Raw genomic sequence first — 19562 nt, 5'->3', positions numbered from 1 at the left:
ATAGAACACCGTATACAGCTTAAACGTTTCGAAGTAAACTTGCCACCTTGTTTTCCAACTCATCTAAATCAAATGGCTTAGCGAGATATGCTTCTGCACCAGCCTGTTCTGCAAGGGAGCTTACGTCATTATTCGCTGAGCAATAAATGACCGGAATATGCTTAAAAGCAGATTCACTTTTCAGTATTTGCGTGGCCTTCACCCCTCCGATATTCGGAATCCAATTATCCATAATAATCATATCGGGGTTTACTTCTCTGACCCTCTCTAAAATATTATGAGAGGTTTCGGAGATTTCTACGTCGTATCCCGAAGCTTCGAGGACTATCGTAAAAACATCCAAAATATTGGTGTCATCATCAAATACAAGTATTTTTTTGTTTTTCATAGTATGGTAAATGTTAATATTTTGTACTTAACTGATTGATAAAGGAAGCCATTTCTCTTGGCTTTAGAACCGCATCAACCTGTAAATTAAGAAGGGCCTGTTGTGGCATATAAGCTATTTCAGCCGTATCGGGATCTTGTACAAGTACGTCACCTTGTTGCTGCGCTATACAACGCAAACCTTCCAAACCATCTGCGTTAGCTCCAGATAGCAATAGCGCTGTTGTATGACCCATAAATATCTGAGCGGCAGACTGAAACGTAACATCAATGGAGGGTCTGGAATAGTTTACTTTCTCCGAATAGTCCAAAGACACCATCTGTTTGTCTTCAAATAGAAGATGATAATCTGCCGGCACTAAATAAATACGACTTGCCTTTAGTATCATTTTATCATAGGCTTCCTCCACAGGTAAACGGCTACGAAATGCTAATAATCCTTCCAATATACTTTCGGGATGTGCCTGGCGATGAACAATAACCATGATAGGAAAAGAGAGATGATCATTAAGATGGGGTAAGACCTCCAAAAGGACGCTGATGCTTCCGGCGGAGCCACCTATCAATAAAATCTCTGTAGCCTTTCTATTTTTCATCACACTACGATATTTTTTTCCAAATTCTATCCTCATTCCACTGTTTATAATGATGTTCCACATTGGAAAACCGGAGGGTTTCTTTGGCACCCAAGGCCAAAAAACCAAGAGGTTGAAGACTATCATCAAACAGCTTAAACACCTTGTTTTGAAGGTCTTTATCAAAATAAATAAGGACATTCCGACACAAAATAAGCTGAAATTCGTTAAAGGAAGAATCCGAGACTAGATTATGCGTGGAAAAAATCATTCTACTACTTAAATTAGAATGGAATTTGGCCACATCATACATGGAAACGTAATAAGAAGAGAAATCGTTTTTGCCTCCAGACAGGATATAATTTCTGGAATACTGTTTCATGTGGTTTAACGGAAAAATCCCTTTGGATGCCTTTTCGAGTACACTAGGATTGATATCTGTCGCATAAATCAACGTTTTATCAAATAAATTTGTTTCCTTCAGTAATATCGCCAATGAATATGCTTCCTCTCCTGTAGAACAACCTGCAACCCATATACGGATGAATGGATAAGTGCCTAAAATGGGTAAAATATGATGACGTAACGTTGCGTAAAAATGAGGATCCCTAAACATCTCGGTCACATTAACCGTTATCTCTTCAATAAATCGGGATAAATAAGTGCTATCATGAATAAGTCGATATCTCAATTCTGCAAAACTTGTAAACTTATCGAGCATACAGATCCTATTGAGACGCCGTTTTAAAGATGCCTTACTATATTGTGTAAAATCATAACCATACAAATGCGAAATATCTTTTAATAACATTTCCATATCATCATTCTTCACGATATCTAGCTCTACCATCTATAGTAACTCCTCAATAATCTTCATTAACCGATCTACATCAATAGGCTTCGCAATATAATTATCTGCTCCAGCCGCTAAACATTTCTCTCTATCACCGCTCATGGCATTCGCCGTAACGGCAACAATAGGAACGCGCCCATATTTATCCGAATTCCGGATTTGCCTTATAGCTTCATATCCATCTATTTCGGGCATCATCATATCTAACAAAACCAAACCGATCTCCGGGTTGGACTGCAATAACTGCAGACCTTCCGCGGCATTTTGAGCCGACAAGAACTTATATTTTCGAGCTTTTAATGTTAATTCCAAAGCGAAAATATTCCGGTTATCATCATCGATAAGCAAGATTACCTTTTGCATCTTTATCATCATATTTAGTTCCAACGTTAGTTTTCATATAACCAAACCCTCAACAGAGATAACAGCTGATCCTTATCAACCGGTTTGGAAATGTAGTCCGACGCACCCGCTTTAATGCATTTTTCACGATCACCTGTCATAGCCTTGGCTGTTACCGCAATAATCGGTAGTTTAGCATAATCGCGCATATTCCTAATTTGCCTAATCGTTTCGTAACCGTCCATTTCAGGCATCATCATGTCCATGAGAATAATGGATGTCTCCGGATATTTTTCCAATTGCTGTAATGCTTCTTTTCCATCTATCGCCGACACGATCTTCATTTGATAATGCTCCAATGTTTTCGTCAATGAAAAAATATTCCGCACGTCGTCATCGGCAATCAATACCGTTTTTCCATTGAGTACCTCATTCAGCGATCCTAGCTTGCTGGTCTTCCTTTTTTCAGGTTCCAGATTAATTTCTTCCACTAAATGAAGAAATAACCCAACCTCGTCTAGAATACGTTGAAAAGAATGTGCTGTTTTTATAACAATCGAGTGGGCATACTGTTTTATTTTCAGTTCCTCCGTTTGCGATAGATTTTTTCCGGTAAAAATAATGATGGGTAGGTTCTCCAACCCCTCTTTTTGCTTGATAGCTTCCAACGTTTCATATCCCGTATCATCAGGTACTCCCATATCCAAAATCACACAGTTAACATTATCCGACATTAGTGCACGAATACTATCTTCCACATTGCTTTTAATTTCCGATGCGATGTTGAAATTGCTCAGAAAATAAGACAACGCCGTGGCATGTTTCGGATTTTCTTCGACAATCAATACCTTTTTGGGGTTCCGGGTAAGTGCATCTTCTATTTTACGGAACATTTGTCCAATCTGCTCTATCGCAATAGGCTTATTGATAAAATCTATAGCACCTTTAGATAAACTTTCCCGCTTTACTTCCAAGGATGACATAATGTGTACCGGAATATGTCTGGTTTTCGGATTGCTCTTGATTTCATCCATCACTTGCCACCCATCTTTCACCGGTAACTGTATATCTAACAAAATTGCCAAAGGTTGATATTTTTCAGCCGCCTCTGTTGCCCAATCTCCCCGTACAATGATTACACCTTTATATCCATTTTGATGGGCATATTTAAGCAGTGCTTTAGCAAATGCGGTATCATCTTCAACGATAAGTATGACCTTGTCGCCCGATCTTATCTCATGGCGATCATCTTCAACCTCTTCGGGAATATTCGAAATAGTGAACGGAGATCCCGTATCCGCAACCAAAGCGGTCATCTCCTCCACTTCTTGTGTAATACTCTCTACTAGAACTTCCGATGTAAGGGGCAATGAATCGGATATTTTCCGATTGGGAATCGTCAAACGGAACGTGCTGCCTTCGCCCAACGTACTGCTCACTGTAATTTCGCCTCCTAACAATCGAGCTATTTCCCTGCTGATAGAAAGTCCTAGCCCTGTTCCTCCAAACTTACGTCTTGTAGATCCATCTGCCTGCTGGAAAGCTTCGAATATAATTTTTTGATTTTCGGGACTAATCCCAATTCCTGTATCCTTTACGACAAACTGTAGATAATCCGGATTATCCTGCTTTTGTGATATGGATAGCGCCACGTTGCCTTTCGGTGTAAACTTAATGGCATTGGAGAGCAAATTACGGAGAACCTGCTCCACCCGCAGTTTATCTGTTTCCACATAGCCCGGCATTCCTTCATCTATTTCAACGGTTAATGCCAGTCCTTTTTCATCCACAATTGGCAAAAACAAATTTAACAGGTCGTTTCTCAAATCTGTCAATGCCACATGCTCGTACTCCAGCTCCATCTTTCCGGCTTCTATTTTTGATAGATCCAAAATTTCGTCAATAAGGCTCAATAAACTGGAGCCCGAGCTCTGTATAACTTTAGCGGATTCTATCTGATCATCTGTTAGGTTGTCATCCGCATTTTCGACCATCAACCGGGACAATAACAAAATAGAATTTAGCGGCGTACGAAGCTCATGCGACATATTGGCGAGAAATTCCGATTTATACTTTGTACTCAACGCTAACTCTTCCGCTTTCTTTTGGATTTCTAAATTTCGTTCGGCAACAAGCTGATTCTTTTCTTCCAGTAACTTAGAACGTTCTTCCAACTCCTGATTAGACTGCATCAGTTCCTCCTGTTGAACACGTAACTCTTCCTCAGAAGCTTGTAACTTCTGCGTTTGGGCTTCCAATTCTGTATTCAGGTTTTCCAGTTCTGCATGCTGTGTTTGCAGTTCTTCTGCCTGTGCCTGTGTTTCTTCCAATAAAGTCTGAATCTGCTTTCTTCCTTTAGCCGCCAGTATTTCCAATGTAATACTGTGACACACTTCTTGATAAAGCTCCATATCCAGTTTCTCAAATGGTAGTACGCTTCCCAATTCTATTACCCCAAAGCATTGTCCTTTTACCATTAACGGCAACCAAAGGAGATGTTTTACCTTGATTTGCCCCGACGAAAAACTAACAACAAATTCTTCATCAGTGAGATTCTCCAACGTTTTAATGCGTTTATCTTTAAATACTTGCCCCACAATTCCTTCGCCGGGTCGGTACTCCTTTTTCATATGCTCTTCTAACCCATAGGAGCCCGCGAGCACCAATAATCCCTTATCCCATATATAGAACGCACCGTTCACACATTCCGTATAGGATATCAATAGCTCCAAGGCGTCATTAGCAACACTCTCTTCGGTCTTATTCCCAGCCAAAATATCGTTAATCTTAGCCAATCCAGTTTGTCTCCACTCGTTATTATGGAGCTTCCCGAAGGCTTCCTCCAGCGCTATCGCCATACCATTCAGGGAAGAAGCGATATAGCCCAGTGTATCCTTTTCATCGTCGTCTAACCTAACGGAATAATCCCCATCAGCAATCTGATGTGCCAGATTCCGCACGATATTTAAGCGACGCGTCGTATCTTCGTCCTTTTCACGCAGCAATTGTTGCATTTTCTCTCTTCTTCGAAACTCATTCCGAATCTGCAGATAGAATAAGATCGTGATGATAAGGGAAGCGAAAGCTGCAAAAATGATAAAGAACGAAGTCAACCCTGAATTTCGTTGCATCTTAGCTGTTTGAACGTCGAGCTTACTAGACTCCTCCAACACAAAGCGGCGGATAATATTCCGACAACTGTCCATGTATAGCTTGCCGCGCTCCAATTGTTCAACTGTTCCTGCTCCCCCTTCTTTTTTTAACGCAACAAGCTCATTTAAAAGATCCAGTCTCGTTGTTACCAACGTCTCTATACTGTCTATGCGCCGCGATTGTTCCGGTATATCCTTCGCCAATTCACGCGTTGTGGATAAAGATGACGGCAAGGATGTCCGGCTTTCATAATAAGGCTCTAAAAACTTCACTTCGCCTGTTAGAAGATATCCCCGTTGTCCCGTTTCCACATTCTGCAAATCAATCAAAATCTTATTAACCGAATCGATTGTCCGCTGTGTTTTGATAACCTGACTGCGGTTACTCATCTGTGTTTTTATACTAACGTAAGATGCTGACGAACTTAACAACAACACAAACAACGAAAAACCAAATCCAATTTGTAATTTCCGAATGAGTTTCTTAGGCATATTGATTTAATTAAATGGTATCGTAAAATAAAAGGTAGTTCCTTGATTTGAAGAGCTTGCTATGCCGTATGTACCATTATGTTGCTTAATAATTTCTGCACAGATATATAAACCAATTCCTAGTCCTTGAAATTTTACAGATGACTCTTCCACACGATAGAATTTCGTAAAGATATTGTTTTTTTTGTGTTCGGGAATACCGATACCAAAATCTTGAACGGCAATATAGAGCTGATCTTTGTCAACAACAGTATGTACAACGACCCTATCGCTATCGGGAGAGTACTTTATCGCATTCGTTAGGAAGTTGATAAGCACTTGTTCGATGCGAAAAGCATCTCCATTCACCTCTTTTGTAATCGTTTCTCCCTGTCGTTCAATTTTAACCTGTACATGACTATGGGTATAACCAATGGTCTCGATAGCACTTTCAATAAGCTTCTCCATATCAAACGGCTTTTTATTCACCTTTAGCTTACCGTTCTCTATCTTGGAAATATCCAATAAGTCCGCAATAAGGCTGTCCAGTTTATTAACCTGGTTTTGCGCCCGGCTAATATAAGTTGCAAACTTACTTTCTTTCTGCACATCCGGCATACGTTCTAACAATTGGATATAGGCTTTAATACTCGTCAAAGGGGTTTTGAGCTCATGACTTGCAATACTTAAAAATTCATCTTTTTTCCTTTCCTCTTCTTTCTGCTCATGTATATCTGTAAATGTTCCGACCCAACTCCGTATAGCGGTTTTATCTTTCACCGGAATGATACGCAAGAGGTGAAAACAGAAGTGTCCCGATTTAAGTTCTTTTATACGCACTTCTAGTTCTAACGGTTGGCTCCATTCAATGCAATGCCGCCATACTTTTTTAATACACGTATCATCTGGATGTACTTCTGGAAAGGTCTCGGGACAGCGAGAATAGTTATACCATCTCTTATTGACAAACGTAATATTCCCTCGTGCATCCGCGGTAAAAGCAATTTGCGGTAAACTTTCCAATGTAGTGTGAAGATGTTCTACTTTATCTTTCAGTTCTTGTTGTGCCTTTTTTCTGGTTTCGATTTCGGATTCCAATATTTTTTGAGCGTCATTGAGTGCTAAAGTTTGCTCATATAGTCGATAGAACGTCTTTACTTTCAATATTAAAATATCAGGATCCACCGGTTTGGTAATATAATCTATCCCTCCAGAAGCATATCCTTTGGCTATAAATTTCTTATCTGTATTGACAGCAGACAAAAATATAATGGGTACTTCTTTGGTTTTGCTGTATCCTGATAAAGTTTCCGCTACTTCAAAACCGTCAATACCTGGCATCTGCACATCCAGAATAACCAGAGCATAGTCATTTTTTAACACCTTTTTAAGGGCCTCTTCACCCGAAAGCGCGGAATCCACCTCGAAACCCTTAGATTTTAAGAGCTTTTCTAATGAATAGATATTTTCTATTTGATCGTCAACGATTAAAATCATGTGTTCTTCTTTTGGGAATCTATATCACATTCTTCAAAATGAAATAGGCAAAAATAATAGTCGCTATAGTTTTAATGGCATATTCTCCAAATAGGATTTTACGCCATTTCAATAAATGTTCACCTGGATTTTTCACACATCGGTAGCCAAAGCCAAGGGTCAGGTAGGGAATAAACGGGAACAATAAAGCATTGTAACGAAATGCTCCCTCAAAATCTCCGTGTAATATCGCGTGTACTGCACGTTGAGAGCCACATCCCGGACAATCCAATCCCGTTAATGTTTTGAACGGGCATCGTGGAAACCAGCCATGTGCAGCAGGATCATAGGTATAATAGATATAGGTTGCTACGCCAAGCACGACTATACCTGTTCCTATAAACACCAAACGATACTTTTTCAACATCATGTTAAAAATCTCCGGACATCATTGCACCGAACATCGCGAAACCAAAGATAATAAAATAAAGCACCCATAAACCAATACAAACTCCTACATTGATCCACATCCATTTTTTTGCATTCGCAGAATCTGCCTCTGCCCCCATTAAATCTCCGGCATAAAATTTCTTTTCCACACGTGAGGCGTATATAATCGAAGGGATTCCTAACGGCCAACAACAAAAGATCGTCGTCAAAATGGTTTCCAGCAAATAGGTTTTAGGTGGCTGTTCCATACGCTGGCGGTAAGGGGAAGCCGGTGTATTCGGGAATTGAGGAGGGGTTTGTTCTGCTCCTGTAAAATAAGGTTGTGAGCCATTAGACAATATGCTGCCCAACTCTGGTACACTTTTCGCGAGTACCCAGTTCGGCATACCTTCTGCCCATACATAGGTATCACCTGTAATACCCTTTGTTTTCAACTCTTCTATCGAAAAAGGACCGAATGTATTTGTCCCATCTGTGTAATGATATTTTTGCATGTTTATTTTTGATTATAAACGATAAACCTAAATAATTTTATTTTCATATGCAATATAATCACCTTTGCATATAAATATAGCGGAAATATAATAAATTCTTTATCTGTCTATAAACAAAAAAGGCTTCAGAAAGTTCTCTGAAGCCTTTTTATTTCCATTTATTCCGTGGAAATAGTTCTATTTACATCATGCCTGGCATGCCGCCGCCCATTGGAGGAGCACCAGCGCCTGCTGCTCCGCCTTCTTCTGGTTCATCAGCTAACACACATTCTGTCGTCAATAGCATAGATGCAACAGAAGCTGCATTTTCCAATGCTACACGAGAAACCTTAGTTGGATCGATTACACCTGCACCAATTAAGTTTTCGTATACGTCTGTCCGGGCATTGTAGCCAAAATCAGCTGTACCTTCTTTTACCTTCTGAACAACTACTGCACCTTCGATACCGGCGTTGTTACAGATTTGGCGAAGAGGCTCTTCGATAGCTCGTTTGATAATGTCGATACCGATTGTTTCATCTTCGTTAGCACCTTTAAGATCTGATAATGCTGCTGTAGCGCGGATGAAAGCAACACCACCACCAGCAACGATACCTTCTTCTACTGCTGCACGAGTAGCATGCAATGCATCGTCTACGCGGTCTTTTTTCTCTTTCATCTCTACTTCTGTAGTTGCTCCTACATAAAGTACGGCAACACCACCAGACAATTTTGCTAAACGCTCTTGTAATTTCTCACGGTCGTAATCTGAAGTTGTCGTTTCAATTTGTGAACGGATCTGCGCAACACGAGCTTTGATATCATCTGCATTTCCAGAGCCGTTGATAATCGTTGTATTATCTTTATCAACCGTTACTTTTTCCGCTTGACCTAAATAAGAAAGCTCTGCATTTTCCAATTTATAGCCTCTTTCTTCAGAGATAACGGTACCACCTGTCAAGATAGCGATATCTTCCAACATCGCCTTACGACGGTCGCCAAAACCAGGTGCTTTAACCGCTGCCACTTTTAGTGAACCACGAATTTTGTTTACAACTAAAGTTGCTAATGCTTCCCCATCTAAATCTTCTGCAATAATCAACAAAGGTTTACCTGTTTGTACTTGTTTCTCCAAGATAGGCAACAATTCTTTCATGTTGCTGATTTTCTTGTCGTATATTAAGATATACGGGCTCTCTAAATCAGCTTCCATTTTATCAGAATTCGTTACGAAATAAGGCGACAAATAACCACGGTCAAATTGCATACCTTCCACTGTCTTCACTTCCGTCTCTGTACCTTTTGCTTCTTCTACCGTAATTACACCGTCATTGCCAACTTTCTCCATTGCCTCAGCAATCAGCGAACCGATAACGTCGTCGTTGTTTGCCGATATCGTAGCAACTTGTTTGATTTTATTATTATCAGCACCCACTTCTTGTGACTGTGACTGCAAGTTGGCAACAACTGCAGCAACAGCTTTGTCGATACCACGTTTTAAATCCATAGGATTAGCACCTGCTGCTACAGATTTTAAGCCGGGAGCAACGATAGCTTGCGCAAGTACAGTGGCAGTGGTTGTACCATCACCAGCCTGATCAGCGGTTTTAGAAGCAACCTCTTTCACCATCTGTGCGCCCATATTTTCCAAAGCATCTTTCAATTCGATTTCTTTGGCTACGGTTACACCATCTTTCGTGATTGCAGGAGAACCAAATTTTTTCTCGATAATAACGTTACGTCCTTTAGGACCTAAAGTTACTTTTACTGCGTTTGCTAAAGTATCCACACCTTTTTTCAGTGCGTCACGCGCTTCTACGTTATATCTTACTTGTTTTGCCATTTTTTTAATTAATATTTAGTCGTTAAGTACTAAGTATTTAGATCTTTCTAACTTCTTTTTTAATATTGATTTTACGTTTGATTTATAAAACCGCGTAAATGTCAGATTCACGCATGATTAAATACTCCTTACCTTCGTAAGTAATCTCTGTACCGGCATATTTGCCATATAAAACTTTATCGCCTACTTGGACAGTTAACGGCTCTTCTGGTTTACCAGTCCCTACCGCAACGACAGTACCTTGAGAAGGTTTCTCTTTTGCGGTGTCCGGAATATAGATTCCTGATGCTGTTTTTTCTTCTGCGGGAGCTGCCTCTACGACAACTCTGTCTCCGATAGGTTTAATACTTAATGCCATAGTTACTCTTTTTATTTAATTTTTGATTTTAAATTCTTCTCCTTTTACCTATCACCAACTATGCCAAAGGAAAAAACAGGGAAATTGTTGCCATTTTTTCGCTGACCCTGTGTCATCCTGTCATATTGAACGAGACAGTATTTCAACAAAAAAGACCTTGCAGGGGTAATCTGCAAGGTCTATTCAATACCTATAAATTGATGATATGTTAGTTTGCGCTATCAACAGGTGTTGTCGGCGCAGGGGCTTCTGTTACCGGGGTTGTTTCCTGTTGTGTAGGATTCGGATTAAGGTTCAATGGAGAAGTTTGCGCCGGTGCATCGATTTGATCGCCTAACCCACCTGCTCTTCCTCCAGTTGAAGGTCCCAAAATATTCATGGCCAAACATAACACCATCAATGCAATTGCCAAGCCCCATGTTCCTTTCTCTAAGAAATCTCCGGTACGTTGTACGCCCATCAAATTAGAGCTACCTGCGAATCCTGATGCCAAGCCCCCTCCCTTGGGGTTTTGAATCAATACGATAAATCCTAATAAAGCACTTGCCAATATAATCAGGACAATTAAAAATGTTTGCATTATTTTATTTCGTTAATATAGTTTCTCTTCCAATTCCTTAATTCGGGTCGCAAAATACGATTTTTTTTCTGGAAATCTCAAAATTAATTTTTTATAGACTTCTATCGCCTTTACGTACATCGCTTGGTCAGCGTAAATACTGGCGAGTGTTTCTGTCACCAGATCAAATTGTTCCTCGGAACTCTTTCTAGCTTTGTTTTCCACATTTAGATTCTCCGGTTGCGGAGGCTGTATCTGCGGTTCTTCTCGAATAAAGCGTTCGATGACCTCCGCCACTTTACTAGAGCCATGGGAGGTCGTCTCTCGGTGCTTTACTTCCTCACTAAGCTTATCTTCCGGATGCTGCAAATGAATAATATGTTCCCGAATCTGCTGGTCAAGGATAACGTGATCCAATTCCGCAGGATCAAACGACGATTTATTTGCTAACGGAAGTTCCGGACTCGCAAATGGTTGATAAGTGTCTGCGTGCTCCAATCGGGTTTTGTGCAACCACCAACGGAAGCTATATGGCATTAGCTCGTCATTATACAGGCTAATATTCTCTTCGTTTATTTCCTCTTCCGTTTGCTCCTCTTTTTCAGAATCCTGTTCTTCCGTCTGCTCTACGTATAGATCCTTCGTATGCACTGCAAAATAATCGCCGCCTCCTATTCCTTCTTGCACTAGCGTTTCTATAGCTTGTTCCTCTTCTTGCTTTGAGCTTTCTTCTTCTACAAAAGGCTCCTCCATTCTTTCCGAAGACGCCCCGATATCTTCATAAGGCACATAATCATCATCTTCCACCTCCACTACGGGCACATCTTCTATAGGCAATCGTACATATTCCGCTAACCAATTGGCATTACTTGCTAACAAAATTGTGCGATTTGTGATGTGTTCCGGCTGTTCTCCCTTCAAAAATTTATACCTTTCAAAAGCGAAGTATAGTGGTTGTGAATAAGGATATCGGGCAAGCAATTGCTCAAAATCAGTCAACGCGATATCCTTTGGATTCACCAAAGCCTGATGATATAAATGTGTAAATGATGCCCCTTGATTTCCCATAATATATTACCAGTTAGCAAATGCTCTATTGTAAATATCTTCTGTCAACAAATTGATAATTTCCCTTGTCAGGTTTTCTTCCTGTCCCTGTATTAAACCGGGGAACTCTCTAAATTGCGAAAAGGATTGTTCAAAGTTGCTCTCCCCCGTGTCATCTAAACGGTTTGTGTATTTTACCTTGACCGTAATCGTCAACCGGTTCAAAGCTGCACGGTCTGTATTGGCTTCTACAGCTGCCGGCGCAATATCATAACCGGTGATAACACCTTCAAACATCGCATCTGCTTCACCGTTGACTTGACTCAGTCTCGATTGGTTCCGAATACGCTCCTTTAAGCCTTCCGTAAAGTTCTGACCGAGCGTTTGGTAAACCATCGGCGCTATATTTTCGAAATAGGCTACATGAACTGTTTTCATATTCTGTGGAATAGAACCTCCCGTAAAACCGTATTTTACACCACAACCATTAAATAAGAAACACACCACAATTGCAAGTAAAGGAAATATAAATACATTCCGTTGTTTCATGGTATTCATCAATCTAAATTTAAATCCTTGATTTTCCTATACAAGGTGCGTTCGGAAATACCCAATTCACGAGCAGCTGCCTTACGCTTGCCTTTATGCTTCTTCAACGCCTTTTTGATCAAATCTGATTCTTTTTCAACCAAAGAAAGAGACTCTTCTACCTCCTCGGCATCCTGTGCGTCATACGACATATAATCATTGCCTTTTATACCTTGATTCGGGTTATGAATGGTTAGTGTTGGATGTGCACCTTCCTCGCCTAAATAGCCTCCAGAAGGTTTGACTTCGTTATATAACTGATTGATATAGGGTGAATGTTGCTCATAAGTCCCCGGGGTTACCCCTTCTTTAAGAAGTTCGACCACTAATTTCTTCAAATCCACCATATCCTTTTTCATGTCAAAAAGTACTTTATATAGTAAATCCCGTTCCGAAAAATCTTCTTTCCCCGCATCTTTTACAAAGACGGGCAACGATGACACAGGTTGTTCTATAGGTAAGTATTTAGACAATATAACAGCATCTACTAAACGTTCCTTTTCCAAAACCGCAATTTGCTCCGCAATATTCTTTAGCTGCCGTACATTTCCAGGCCAGCTATAATTCATCAGGGTTTCCTGTGCATCTGGTGTCAATTGCACGCCCGGAGACCGGTATTTATCGGAAAAATCAACAATAAATTTTCTAAAGAGCAGATTGATATCTTCTTTACGTTCCCGTAAAGCAGGAATCCGTAGCGGAACTGTATTCAAACGATAGTACAAATCTTCTCTAAACTTACCTTTTTTTACGGCTTCGTACACATCAACATTCGTTGCCGCTACTACCCGTACATTTGTTTTTTGCACTTTCGATGACCCCACACGAATATATTCGCCCGTCTCTAAAACCCGCAATAATCTAGCTTGGGTACCCAAAGGAAGTTCGCCTACTTCATCCAAAAAAATAGTTCCGCTATCTACAACCTCAAAATATCCCTTTCGCGCCTCGTGTGCGCCTGTAAATGATCCCTTTTCATGGCCAAACAGTTCAGAATCTATTGTTCCTTCGGGAATTGCGCCACAGTTTACAGCGATAAAAGGCCCGTGCTTTCTGGCACTTAATTGGTGGATGATATGTGAAAAAACCTCTTTACCCGCCCCACTTTCACCTTGTATCAATACCGATATATCCGTTGGTGCCACCTGCCAGGCAACATCAATTGCTCGATTTAACAATGGTGAATTACCAATGATTCCAAACCTATTTTTAATATCTTGAATATCCATTTTTTCTTTGTGAATCGTGATCACCTTCGAGGAGCTTGCTAGCTCGGTTTGTAATCCGCAATGTATTTATATTCTTAATCAACAATTCTGCCGATTAACGTTGCTGACGTACAACGTTCAGCCAAAACATAGACATATTGCCCGGGTTTAAAGCGCTCATCAACCGGGAAAACAACCATCGTATTTTGGTCATTCCGGCCGCAATAATCCTGATCCGAACGTTTCGAAAATCCTTCAATGAGTACTTTCTGCACGTTGCCCACAAAATTTTGCAAGCGATAAAGACTATGTTCCTGTTGCTTATTAACCACTTCGGTCAATCGTCTTTTCTTCACTTCCTCCGGTACGTCATCTTCATAACGTTTGGCTGCCAGTGTCCCCGGGCGCTCGGAATAAGCAAACATATAAGCAAAATCGTATTTTACATAATCCATCATAGAAAGCGTTTCTTGATGTTCGTCTTCTGTCTCTGTACAGAATCCTGTAATCACATCGGTCGATATACCACATGACGGAATAATACGACGGATCGCATTAACCCTATCCATATACCACTCACGGTCATACGTACGGTTCATCAATTCCAATACCCGCGAGCTTCCTGATTGCACCGGTAAGTGTATATATTTACAAATGTTTTCGTAGCGTGCCATCGTGTGCAAGACCTCATCCGTAATATCTTTCGGATGCGAAGTAGAGAAACGTACACGAAGTTCGGGACTTACTTCTGCCACCATCGCCAAGAGCTGTGCAAAGTTTACAGCAGGTTCCGGTGTTTGTCCTTCTATTACTGGTCTCGTATATTTATACGAATCGACATTCTGTCCCAACAAAGTCACTTCCCTATAACCGGCGTTAAACAAATCATGTGCTTCTTTCACAACAGAATGACAATCACGGCTTCTTTCACGGCCTCGTGTAAAAGGGACTACACAAAAGGAACACATATTGTCACATCCACGCATAATAGATATAAACGCCGAAATACCATTGGAGTTTAAGCGCACCGGACTGATATCAGCATAGGTTTCTTCTCTGGATAGCAATACATTAACCGCCTTGCTTCCATCGTCGACCTTACCAATCAGGTTTGGCAAATCACGGTAAGCATCCGGTCCGACGACAACATCCACCAATTTTTCCTCTTCGAGGAATTTTGATTTCAATCGCTCGGCCATACAGCCTAAAACGCCGACCACCATACCTGGATTTTTTGCTTTAGCAGATTCAAATTCTTTTAGTCTATTCCGCACCCGCTGTTCTGCATTCTCCCGGATAGAGCACGTATTTATAAATACAACATCAGCTTCCTTATAATCTCTAGTCGTCTCAAAACCATTATCCAGTAAAATAGAAGCAACAATCTCGCTATCAGAGAAATTCATCTGACAGCCATAACTTTCGATATACAGCTTTCTTCCTGTAGATTTCCCGGTAGGGAGCATATCCAAAGCCTCACCCTGACGGGACTCGTCGTGTGTTTTTGTTGTGTGTTGTAATTCGATCATAGCATCAACTAAAAGACTACAAAGTTACGAATAAAAACTTAGATTGATGACAGTTTGGCAGCACTTATAAAAAAACCTTCATGATTACGGGGAATCACCAAGAGGACGAAAGGGTAAAGAAGCAAAAAAGCGCTATCCACATAGAATAGCGCTTTTTCATCGTACGTACACTAAAAAACTAAAGCTTAATTCCTAGCTTCAGCTTGTGCTTCTTTAATCATGTCGTCACCAGCCACAATAACAATTTCCACACGGCGATTTTCTGCACGCCCTTCATTTGTATCATTGGAGGCAATTGGCTCGGAATAGTTTTTACCTTCTGTCTTTATACGCGAACCGCTCAGACCTTGTGAAACCGCATAAGCCTTAACAGATGCGGCTCTGGCGTCCGAAACTTTCTGGTTCGCCGCCAATGTACCAATGTTATCTGTATGGCCAAGCACCAAAATATTCGTTCCCGGCTCCTTGTTCAAGGTCTCCACCAATTTGGAGATGTTCGTTTTTGCAGCAGACTTTAAAGTCGAGCTATTGAAATCAAACAAGATACCTTCATCGAATTTCACAATAATACCTTCATCGGCTTTGATAACTTCTGCACCGGCTACCGTATTTTCTATTTCCTTCGCCTGTTTATCCATCTTTTTACCAATCAGGCCACCTGCTACACCCCCGATGGCAGCGCCCGCAATAGCGCCAACGGCCGTATTACCAGCCTTACCCCCGATCAAAGCACCTAGACCAGCTCCTGCAGCTGTTCCGATAGCAGCGCCTTTTGTTGTGTTACTCGTATTTTGTATCGCAGCACAGCTGGCAAACAACATCGCTGACGTGGCTACTGACAAGCCATATACAGCTATTTTTCTATTGAGTTTCATATGTAATAATTTTCTATATTTACTTAACTACTTGTAAGATAAACAAAGTAAATGCCAAAATACTTGCATTCCCAATATAAACTAAATGAAATTGAAAAGAATTATCGTTCTTGTGGAGGAATATCTAGTTTTGGCAAGCGTTCGGAACGGGGACGTCCATTTTTATCCCAAGCTTCAAACGAACGTTTCACATAATGCATGAAGTCATATTGCCCCCAATTTTTAACCATGCTGTAGGAAGGACGGTACATATCCATAAACGACTGGAGATCATCTCCCTCCAAATCAATCACGGAGCTTACCGAAGTTTTGTTAAAAACACGATCCACCTGGCTTTCTTCCAATTCCCTATCCATCAAATTTGCGAACCGCTTGGCATTTTTTGCATCACGCCCAAACAAATTATACAATGCCGTTGCCGGACTTCCTAAATAAGTACCAACGGTGTTTTTCCCGCCGTTATAGACCCCTTTCTTACGATAATCGTCCAACATGTCCCGCATCTCTGCCTCCTTACTCATCCGGCTTACGACAACGGTCTCGATGGTTAAGCCTGCCTGCATTTCCACAAGGATATCTTCCGTGGTTTGTAAAATCGTCTTTACCGGCCCATAGCCTGTTTTTGTCAAAGAAAGACTATCCCCCACCGATGCTTCTAGAATAAACACCCCGAACGTATTTGTTTGCGCACGTTTTTTCGTGCGCAGGTTCGTTACATTTACATCAGAGAGACGTACACTACCGCCTTTTTCCACCACAATACCCGACACACCACTACCAGTTTGCTGTGCGTACGTACTTGTTGCTCCCAAGAGAAGGGAAAAAAGTAAACTCACGAGTATGCATATATATTTAAAATGTCTGTACATTCATATAAATTTAGTAAATGTTTAGACTAACCAATGTTAAAAAGTTTTAAATCGAACTAAAAGCTAGTTATATGGATAGAAAACAAAGTTTGCGCCTTCTGGTATGATAACAAAGAGGCACATATATTCACGGGTATTTTTGAAATGCTTGATAAAATAATCTTTCCGGTCTTCTTTGATGAGTCCACGATCTACAAACTCCTCAAACGAGCTTACGTTAATCGTCCATTGTGTGTTCAATTCATCTTTATTTAGCAGTAGCTCCCCAATACTGACCTCATGTTGATGCGCTATAAAAATTGGATATAGTGTATACCCTTCTGCCACCATCTCCGTAGCTACTTCTTTTATGGAATCACTATAAAAATCCAGATCAACTTTCAAGCTTTTGAGGGGGCTATTTGCGACCGGACCTTCCGCAGATCCCATTCTTCCCATTAAATCTTCAATGTCCATATTTTTGTCGTTATCAACTCTCCGTTTTCAATTTTAGCAACACCACATTCTCTACGTGTTGTGTATGTGGAAACATGTCCACTGGCTTGATACGTTCTACCTGGTATTTTTCCTGCAATAAAGCGAGATCACGTGCCTGCGTTGCCGCATTGCAACTTACGTACACTACTTTTTCTGCTTCCATCTCCAAAATACGATTCACAACGTCCACGTGCATTCCGGCGCGTGGGGGATCGGTAATCACCACATCCGGCCGACCATGTTCTTGTACAAAATCTGCCGTCAGTACATCTTTCATGTCCCCGGCATAGAATTTCGTATTACCAATCCCATTTATCTGTGAATTGATTTTTGCATCTTCAATAGCGGAAGGTACGTACTCGACACCTACGACTTCCCTTGCCGTACGGGCTACAAAATTAGCAATCGTTCCTGCTCCGGTGTACAAATCATATACCAATTCATCGCCTTTTAAACCGGCGAAGTCGCGTGTTATCTTATACAGCTCGTACGCTTGTGCAGAATTGGTTTGATAAAAAGACTTTGGTCCCACCTTAAACTTCAATCCTTCCATCTCTTCGTATATAAAGTTACGGCCGCTAAATGTATGGATATCCTGATCAAAGATCGTATCGTTACGCTTCTGATTAATGATATATAGTAAAGAGGTAAGTGTAGGAAACTGCTCCTTGATAAAAGTCATCAATGAATCTACCTGACCTTCTTCTGGATAGGCAAAAACGACAATCACCATTATTTCTCCCGTAGAAGATGTCCGGATAATCAAATTACGCAAGGCGCCTTCATGCGCACGCAAATCATAAAAAGAGATATTCTGTGCTACGGCAAAAGCGCGAACCGCATTTCGAATGGCGTTTGACGGATCTTGTTGCAGAAAGCAATGATCTATATCTAAAATTTTGTCAAACCGACCAGGCACGTGAAACCCCAAAGCGTTTAGATCATCTGGTTTAACTTCTTCGTCCACCGACGTCAACCAACGTTTATTGGAAAACGTAAATTCCAGCTTGTTTCTATAATATTCCGTTTCGGCCGAGGCAAGAATAGGTTCCATGGGAGAAATATCCACTTTACCCAAGCGCTTTAGTGCATTCTCCACGTATTGCTGTTTAAACAACAACTGTGCGGGGTATTCCATGTGTTGCCACTTACACCCTCCACAAACGCCAAAATGTGGACAAAAAGGATCTATCCGATACTTCGAAGATTCTTTTAATGCCACTAAACGCCCTTCCGCAAAATTTTTCTTCTTGCGAAACAGCTCCACATCGGCAATATCACCCGGCACTGCCTGCTCAATGAACAGTACTAATTCATCGTGCTTGGCAACGCCTTTGCCCTCTTCCGCTATATCAATAATGTGAACATCAGCTAAAAACCGCTTGTCCTGTGGAATTCGTCTACCCATAGTGGGTGCAAAAGTACACAAAAAACTATGACTCTAATAACGTTGCCTGCACCAAATAAGGCAAGATCTCCTTTTGAAAAGAAATGAAGTTTTTACGTACATCGGCATCCGTTACCGCGGTAAAAGCAAATGAGAAAACAATATTTTTGCTGGACTTGATAAGAAAGGTCAATCTTTCTTCGGGTACGGTTAGCGCTATAGTTTCGTTTTGGATAAACGAGCTAAGCAGCAGAAATTCCAAGTCGTCGGAAAGTGTCTTCAGGTATTCCTGTGCGTTGGCCGATTCCCGAATAAACTCCCAACCTACAAATTCATTACACACGGTATACGTCACTCGGCTTACACGAAGAATTGTATTGGCCAAAAAAGTAGAAAGGTCTCTTTCCCGGATATTTTTATTCAGGATATCTTCTACATTTTCGCGGATATAATCCATCAATACGGCATGGAGAATAAGCTCTTTACTAGCAAAATGTTTGTAAAAAGTTGCTTTTGCTATGCACGCCTGCTTTGCCAGTTCATTTACACTGGTTTTGTTATATCCGTAACGTCTAAAAAGCTCACGTGCGGATTTCTTTATTGATAATATGACCTGGTCGGACTCCATATATTCCCTTGGGAG

At 40.9% G+C, this 19562-nt stretch carries 20 protein-coding genes; all 20 read right to left on the bottom strand.

Features of this window, described 5'->3' with window-relative positions; translation table 11 throughout:
* Positions 1-19: 19 nt before the first annotated feature.
* The 20 genes from EWE74_RS17415 to EWE74_RS17320 all read right to left on the bottom strand — a co-directional run bounded on the left by EWE74_RS17415 (position 20) and on the right by EWE74_RS17320 (position 19547).
* Complete coding sequence (locus tag EWE74_RS17415; protein ID WP_130142939.1) at positions 20-388, bottom strand: response regulator; 369 nt, start codon at positions 386-388, stop codon at positions 20-22.
* Positions 389-401: 13 nt separating this feature from the next.
* The gene (locus EWE74_RS17410) at positions 402-983 is read right to left on the bottom strand and encodes a chemotaxis protein CheB (RefSeq protein ID WP_130142938.1); all 582 of its coding nucleotides are present in this window, start codon (positions 981-983) and stop codon (positions 402-404) included.
* 4 nt (positions 984-987) lie between these two features.
* Positions 988-1812 (bottom strand): CheR family methyltransferase, encoded by an 825-nt coding sequence (locus EWE74_RS17405; RefSeq protein ID WP_130142937.1) that lies wholly within the window; start codon positions 1810-1812, stop codon positions 988-990.
* A complete protein-coding gene (locus tag EWE74_RS17400; protein ID WP_239018699.1) occupies positions 1813-2178 on the bottom strand; it encodes a response regulator in 366 nt (121 codons plus the stop codon).
* A 26-nt stretch (positions 2179-2204) separates the two neighbouring features.
* Positions 2205-5801, bottom strand: a complete 3597-nt coding sequence (locus EWE74_RS17395) for a response regulator (RefSeq protein ID WP_130142936.1) — start codon at positions 5799-5801, stop codon at positions 2205-2207.
* Between the two features lie 6 nt (positions 5802-5807).
* Complete coding sequence (locus tag EWE74_RS17390) at positions 5808-7277, bottom strand: sensor histidine kinase (protein WP_130142935.1); 1470 nt, start codon at positions 7275-7277, stop codon at positions 5808-5810.
* Positions 7278-7296: 19 nt separating this feature from the next.
* Complete coding sequence (locus EWE74_RS17385; protein ID WP_239018698.1) at positions 7297-7686, bottom strand: DUF2752 domain-containing protein; 390 nt, start codon at positions 7684-7686, stop codon at positions 7297-7299.
* Between the two features lies 1 nt (position 7687).
* Positions 7688-8200 carry a CD225/dispanin family protein gene (locus EWE74_RS17380; RefSeq protein WP_130142934.1) on the bottom strand — a complete coding sequence of 171 codons (513 nt, stop codon included), beginning with the start codon at positions 8198-8200 and terminating at the stop codon, positions 7688-7690.
* Positions 8201-8381: 181 nt separating this feature from the next.
* Entirely contained in the window at positions 8382-10022 is a 1641-nt protein-coding gene (groL, locus tag EWE74_RS17375; protein ID WP_130142933.1) for a chaperonin GroEL, read from the bottom strand.
* 82 nt (positions 10023-10104) lie between these two features.
* Positions 10105-10380 (bottom strand): co-chaperone GroES, encoded by a 276-nt coding sequence (locus tag EWE74_RS17370; RefSeq protein WP_130142932.1) that lies wholly within the window; start codon positions 10378-10380, stop codon positions 10105-10107.
* A gap of 208 nt (positions 10381-10588) precedes the next feature.
* A complete protein-coding gene (secG, locus tag EWE74_RS17365) occupies positions 10589-10960 on the bottom strand; it encodes a preprotein translocase subunit SecG (RefSeq protein WP_130142931.1) in 372 nt (123 codons plus the stop codon).
* A 12-nt stretch (positions 10961-10972) separates the two neighbouring features.
* Positions 10973-12007 carry a hypothetical protein gene (locus EWE74_RS17360; protein ID WP_130142930.1) on the bottom strand — a complete coding sequence of 345 codons (1035 nt, stop codon included), beginning with the start codon at positions 12005-12007 and terminating at the stop codon, positions 10973-10975.
* Positions 12008-12013: 6 nt separating this feature from the next.
* Positions 12014-12544 carry an LptE family protein gene (locus EWE74_RS17355; protein ID WP_130142929.1) on the bottom strand — a complete coding sequence of 177 codons (531 nt, stop codon included), beginning with the start codon at positions 12542-12544 and terminating at the stop codon, positions 12014-12016.
* A complete protein-coding gene (locus tag EWE74_RS17350) occupies positions 12544-13803 on the bottom strand; it encodes a sigma-54 interaction domain-containing protein (protein WP_130142928.1) in 1260 nt (419 codons plus the stop codon). The genes EWE74_RS17355 and EWE74_RS17350 overlap by 1 nt, the downstream gene beginning before the upstream one ends.
* A 74-nt stretch (positions 13804-13877) precedes the next feature.
* A complete protein-coding gene (gene miaB, locus EWE74_RS17345) occupies positions 13878-15311 on the bottom strand; it encodes a tRNA (N6-isopentenyl adenosine(37)-C2)-methylthiotransferase MiaB (protein ID WP_130142927.1) in 1434 nt (477 codons plus the stop codon).
* Positions 15312-15496: 185 nt separating this feature from the next.
* The gene (locus EWE74_RS17340; protein ID WP_130142926.1) at positions 15497-16186 is read right to left on the bottom strand and encodes an OmpA family protein; all 690 of its coding nucleotides are present in this window, start codon (positions 16184-16186) and stop codon (positions 15497-15499) included.
* Positions 16187-16287: 101 nt separating this feature from the next.
* Positions 16288-17022 (bottom strand): hypothetical protein, encoded by a 735-nt coding sequence (locus EWE74_RS17335; RefSeq protein ID WP_130142925.1) that lies wholly within the window; start codon positions 17020-17022, stop codon positions 16288-16290.
* 96 nt (positions 17023-17118) lie between these two features.
* Positions 17119-17511, bottom strand: a complete 393-nt coding sequence (locus EWE74_RS17330; protein WP_130142924.1) for a hypothetical protein — start codon at positions 17509-17511, stop codon at positions 17119-17121.
* Between the two features lie 13 nt (positions 17512-17524).
* The gene (rlmD, locus tag EWE74_RS17325; RefSeq protein ID WP_130142923.1) at positions 17525-18940 is read right to left on the bottom strand and encodes a 23S rRNA (uracil(1939)-C(5))-methyltransferase RlmD; all 1416 of its coding nucleotides are present in this window, start codon (positions 18938-18940) and stop codon (positions 17525-17527) included.
* A 25-nt stretch (positions 18941-18965) separates the two neighbouring features.
* Positions 18966-19547, bottom strand: coding sequence for a TetR/AcrR family transcriptional regulator (locus EWE74_RS17320; RefSeq protein ID WP_130142922.1), 582 nt, complete (start codon positions 19545-19547; stop codon positions 18966-18968).
* Positions 19548-19562: the final 15 nt, after the last annotated feature.

Source organism: Sphingobacterium corticibacterium (assembly GCF_004208525.1).
GTDB lineage: Bacteria > Bacteroidota > Bacteroidia > Sphingobacteriales > Sphingobacteriaceae > Sphingobacterium > Sphingobacterium corticibacterium.
Note: the sequence above shows the minus strand (reverse complement) of the source record. Positions and strands in the feature narration are given on the sequence as shown.

Excerpts from the sequence above, each read along its gene's own strand:
- EWE74_RS17415 (WP_130142939.1), bottom strand. The coding sequence starts at position 388 with ATGAAAAACAAAAAAATACTTGTATTTGATGATGACACCAATATTTTG.
- EWE74_RS17410 (WP_130142938.1), bottom strand. The coding sequence starts at position 983 with ATGAAAAATAGAAAGGCTACAGAGATTTTATTGATAGGTGGCTCCGCC.
- EWE74_RS17405 (WP_130142937.1), bottom strand. The coding sequence starts at position 1,812 with ATGGTAGAGCTAGATATCGTGAAGAATGATGATATGGAAATGTTATTA.
- EWE74_RS17400 (WP_239018699.1), bottom strand. The coding sequence starts at position 2,178 with ATGCAAAAGGTAATCTTGCTTATCGATGATGATAACCGGAATATTTTC.
- EWE74_RS17395 (WP_130142936.1), bottom strand. The coding sequence starts at position 5,801 with ATGCCTAAGAAACTCATTCGGAAATTACAAATTGGATTTGGTTTTTCG.
- EWE74_RS17390 (WP_130142935.1), bottom strand. The coding sequence starts at position 7,277 with ATGATTTTAATCGTTGACGATCAAATAGAAAATATCTATTCATTAGAA.
- EWE74_RS17385 (WP_239018698.1), bottom strand. The coding sequence starts at position 7,686 with ATGATGTTGAAAAAGTATCGTTTGGTGTTTATAGGAACAGGTATAGTC.
- EWE74_RS17380 (WP_130142934.1), bottom strand. The coding sequence starts at position 8,200 with ATGCAAAAATATCATTACACAGATGGGACAAATACATTCGGTCCTTTT.
- groL (WP_130142933.1), bottom strand. The coding sequence starts at position 10,022 with ATGGCAAAACAAGTAAGATATAACGTAGAAGCGCGTGACGCACTGAAA.
- EWE74_RS17370 (WP_130142932.1), bottom strand. The coding sequence starts at position 10,380 with ATGGCATTAAGTATTAAACCTATCGGAGACAGAGTTGTCGTAGAGGCA.
- secG (WP_130142931.1), bottom strand. The coding sequence starts at position 10,960 with ATGCAAACATTTTTAATTGTCCTGATTATATTGGCAAGTGCTTTATTA.
- EWE74_RS17360 (WP_130142930.1), bottom strand. The coding sequence starts at position 12,007 with ATGGGAAATCAAGGGGCATCATTTACACATTTATATCATCAGGCTTTG.
- EWE74_RS17355 (WP_130142929.1), bottom strand. The coding sequence starts at position 12,544 with ATGAATACCATGAAACAACGGAATGTATTTATATTTCCTTTACTTGCA.
- EWE74_RS17350 (WP_130142928.1), bottom strand. The coding sequence starts at position 13,803 with ATGGATATTCAAGATATTAAAAATAGGTTTGGAATCATTGGTAATTCA.
- miaB (WP_130142927.1), bottom strand. The coding sequence starts at position 15,311 with ATGATCGAATTACAACACACAACAAAAACACACGACGAGTCCCGTCAG.
- EWE74_RS17340 (WP_130142926.1), bottom strand. The coding sequence starts at position 16,186 with ATGAAACTCAATAGAAAAATAGCTGTATATGGCTTGTCAGTAGCCACG.
- EWE74_RS17330 (WP_130142924.1), bottom strand. The coding sequence starts at position 17,511 with ATGGACATTGAAGATTTAATGGGAAGAATGGGATCTGCGGAAGGTCCG.
- rlmD (WP_130142923.1), bottom strand. The coding sequence starts at position 18,940 with ATGGGTAGACGAATTCCACAGGACAAGCGGTTTTTAGCTGATGTTCAC.
- EWE74_RS17320 (WP_130142922.1), bottom strand. The coding sequence starts at position 19,547 with ATGGAGTCCGACCAGGTCATATTATCAATAAAGAAATCCGCACGTGAG.